Below are 3,432 nucleotides of genomic sequence, written 5' to 3' on the forward strand. Positions count from 1 at the left end.
GCGTTGTGCGCCATGTGCAGCGTGCCTTCGCGGCGCAACTGGCAATCGATGTTGTATTTATCCACAAGGCTGAACACCAGGGATGGCGCCGCACCGAGCATGCGGTTGAGCTGGCTGCCGACCTCAGTGCCAAACCCGGCTTCAATCTCGTCCGGGGGAATCCACATGCCCGCGTTGACCAGCCCGACGTTGCGCCCCGAGCCGCCATGCCCGGCGCGATGGGCTTCCAGCACGCAAACGGTCTTGCCCTGTTCCAGCAGATGCACCGCCGCCGACAAACCGGTAAACCCGGCGCCGATGACGCAGACATCGACCTTCACTTCCCCCTTGAGCGCCGCGTTGTCGGGCCTTTGCGGCGTCAGTTTTTCCCACAGACACTCTTCGCGTAACGGCATTGCCAGACTCCAACAGAAACCTAACTAACACACCATTTACCTGTGGGAGCGGGCTTGCCCGCGATAGCGTCAGCACCTTCAACATCCAGGTGACTGACCGATTGCCATCGCGGGCAAGCCCGCTCCCACAGTGATCTTCATGGGTTCAAAAGTTGTATTTAATCGAACGTGATGCCCTGGGCCAACGGCAACTCCAGCGAGTAGTTCACGGTGTTGGTTTGACGACGCATGTAGCCGCGCCATGCATCGGAGCCCGACTCACGGCCGCCGCCGGTTTCTTTCTCGCCACCGAACGCGCCGCCGATTTCCGCACCGCTCGGGCCGATGTTGACGTTGGCAATGCCGCAGTCACTGCCTACCGCCGACATGAACTGCTCGGCTTCACGCACATCGGTGGTGAAGATGCACGAGGACAGGCCTTGCGGCACGGCATTGTTCAGACGCAAGGCTTCGTTGAAGTCGCTGTAGCCGACCACGTACAGAATTGGTGCGAAGGTTTCGTGGCAGACCACATCACTCTGCTCCGGCATTTCGACGATGGCTGGCGATACGTAGTAGGCATTCGGGAACTTGTCTTGCAGTTGACGCTTGCCGCCGAACACCTTGCCGCCTTCGCTCAAGGCCTGCTCCAGCGCGTCCTGCATGTTCTCGAAGCTTTGCTTGTCGATCAGCGGGCCGATCAGGTTGCCTTCCAGCGGATGGCCGATGCGCACTTTGGAGTAAGCGGCTTTCAGGCGAGTGACGATTTCTTCTTTGACTGACTCATGGGCAATCAGGCGACGCAAGGTGGTGCAACGCTGGCCGGCGGTGCCGACGGCGCTGAACAGAATCGCACGAACGGCCATGTCCAGGTCGGCGCTTGGGCCCAGGATCATCGCGTTGTTGCCACCCAGTTCGAGAATACTGCGGGCGAAGCGTGCGGCGATTTTCGGCGCAACTTCGCGCCCCATGCGGGTGCTGCCGGTGGCGCTGACCAGCGCGACACGCGGATCATCAACCAAGGCTTCGCCGGCATCGCGACCGCCGATGATGACCTGGCTCAGGTGCGGCGGTGCGTCGCTGAAGTTCTTCAGCACGCGATCGAACAGCGCCTGGCAGGCCAGGGCGGTCAGCGGGGTTTTCTCCGACGGTTTCCAGATCACCGGGTTACCGCAGACCAGCGCCAGCGTGGCGTTCCAGGCCCAGACCGCGACCGGGAAGTTGAACGCACTGATCACGCCAACCACGCCCAGCGGATGCCAGGTTTCGCGCATGTGGTGGCCAGGACGCTCGGAAGCGATGGTCAAGCCGTACAACTGACGGGACAGACCGACGGCGAAATCGCAGATGTCGATCATCTCCTGAACCTCGCCCAGACCTTCCTGGGTGATCTTGCCCGCTTCCCACGACACCAGCTCGCCGAGATCGGCCTTGTACTCACGCAGGATGTCGCCCAGTTGACGCACCAGCTCGCCACGGCGCGGCGCCGGCACCTTGCGCCACAGCTCGAACGCATGATCTGCGCGACTGATGTGCTGCTCGACTTCAGCGGCGCCTTCCCAGTTCACGGCGGCGATGCGACTGCCGTCGATGGGCGAATGCACAGGCACTTTGCCGTTCTGGTACAGGGCCGGGTTTACACCAAGACGATCAAGCAATGCGGCAACCATGGGTCACTCCTCAAGCAAAAAACGGAACGGGTGCAGTCGCAGCAACACGACTGATCAGACCTGTAGTTTTAGCGCCACGCAGGTTACTCAACAAACGACCATTAAGAGAGATATCATTCCGTTTATTCATGCTGTGCATTGCTGGCAATAAAGAAACAAGAACAAAAGGACCGCCCATGCTGAACAAACGCTATTTGCCATCGATCGCTGCCCTGCAGTGTTTCGAAGCCGTGACCCGGCATTTGAGCTTTACCCGGGCTGCCGAAGAATTGAACCTGACCCAGAGCGCCGTCAGCAAGCAGGTGGCACAACTGGAAGAGCTATTGCAGCACCTGCTGTTTCGCCGGGTGCGTCGACGCCTGCAAATGACCCCGGCGGGCGATCTGTATCTGGTGGAAGTACGGAAAATCCTCACGCAGGTCGAGATGTCGACGCATTACTTGCGTTCCTACGGCGGCGAAACCGAAGTCCTGCGCGTCTCGACACCGTCGACCTTCGGCGCGCGCTGGCTGGTCCCACGCCTCAAAGGCTGGCGGCTGCGTCATCCGTCGATCCATCTGGACCTGTGCAACGAACAGGAAGCCGACGACTTGCTGCAGGGTCGCAGCGATCTGGCGTTCTACTTCGGCCAGGGGTCACGCCCCGGTACCGAATGCCTGAAGCTGTTCAGCGAAGAGTTGGTGCCTGTGTGTGCTCCCGGCAGCCTGCCGGAGGTACCGTTTGCCGACCCGACGCAACTCACCGACCTGGTCCTGCTGCAAAACGCCTCCAGGCCTCAGGCGTGGCATGACTGGTTCGACAGTCAGGGCTACCACACCGAACACAGCTACCACGGCCCGCGCTTCGAAACCTTTTATATGTGCATCCGCGCCGCTCAAGTCGGCTGTGGCGTCGCATTGCTGCCGCGCTTTCTGGTGGAAGAGGAACTGGCAGACGGCAAGCTGGTCATTCCATGGCAGCATGCAATGCCCAGCACCGACGCCTATTACCTGGCGTATCCGGAACACTCGGCGGAAGTGCCCAAGGTGCGGGATTTTGTGAAGTGGATGCTGGAGCAGGTTGATAGCCCGGATGCAGCGCAGCTTTAACGTCTTGCACTTCCCTGTGGCGAGGGGGCTTGCCCCCGCTGGGTTACGCAGCAACCCCAAAACTTGCAACTTCGAAGCCGAAGCTATTGCGACTGCTGCGTAGCCGGACGGGGGCAAGCCCCCTCGCCACAAAAGCCCATAACTGCCGGGATCCGCTGCGGTTTAAAAAATTGCTGGCAATCCCCACCACCGTTATGCGCCACTAGCTCTATTCAATGCTGGAGATTCCCGTTATGAGCGAGAGCGTGTTTGCCGATCGCATCGTGCAGAACCTGCTCGACACCGACTTCTACAAACTGA

4 protein-coding genes are annotated in these 3,432 nt (G+C 60.3%); 2 read left to right on the top strand and 2 right to left on the bottom strand.

Annotated elements, in window-relative coordinates:
• The coding region (locus D8U18_RS05180; protein ID WP_131107183.1) for an FAD-binding oxidoreductase at positions 1-395 on the bottom strand (395 nt) is incomplete at its 3' end.
• Positions 396-553: 158 nt separating this feature from the next.
• The gene (locus D8U18_RS05185) at positions 554-2,044 is read right to left on the bottom strand and encodes an aldehyde dehydrogenase family protein (protein ID WP_056852395.1); all 1,491 of its coding nucleotides are present in this window, start codon (positions 2,042-2,044) and stop codon (positions 554-556) included.
• Between the two features lie 176 nt (positions 2,045-2,220).
• Here D8U18_RS05185 and D8U18_RS05190 point away from each other — a divergent pair, with 176 nt between their 5' ends.
• On the top strand, positions 2,221-3,132 hold the full coding sequence (locus D8U18_RS05190) for a LysR family transcriptional regulator (protein WP_130931883.1): 912 nt from the start codon (positions 2,221-2,223) through the stop codon (positions 3,130-3,132).
• Positions 3,133-3,365: 233 nt separating this feature from the next.
• Positions 3,366-3,432 (top strand): hypothetical protein (locus tag D8U18_RS28965; protein WP_241664292.1); only part of this gene is annotated, 67 nt, incomplete at its 3' end.

The organism is Pseudomonas sp. Sample_10 (assembly GCF_004321495.1).
GTDB lineage: Bacteria > Pseudomonadota > Gammaproteobacteria > Pseudomonadales > Pseudomonadaceae > Aquipseudomonas.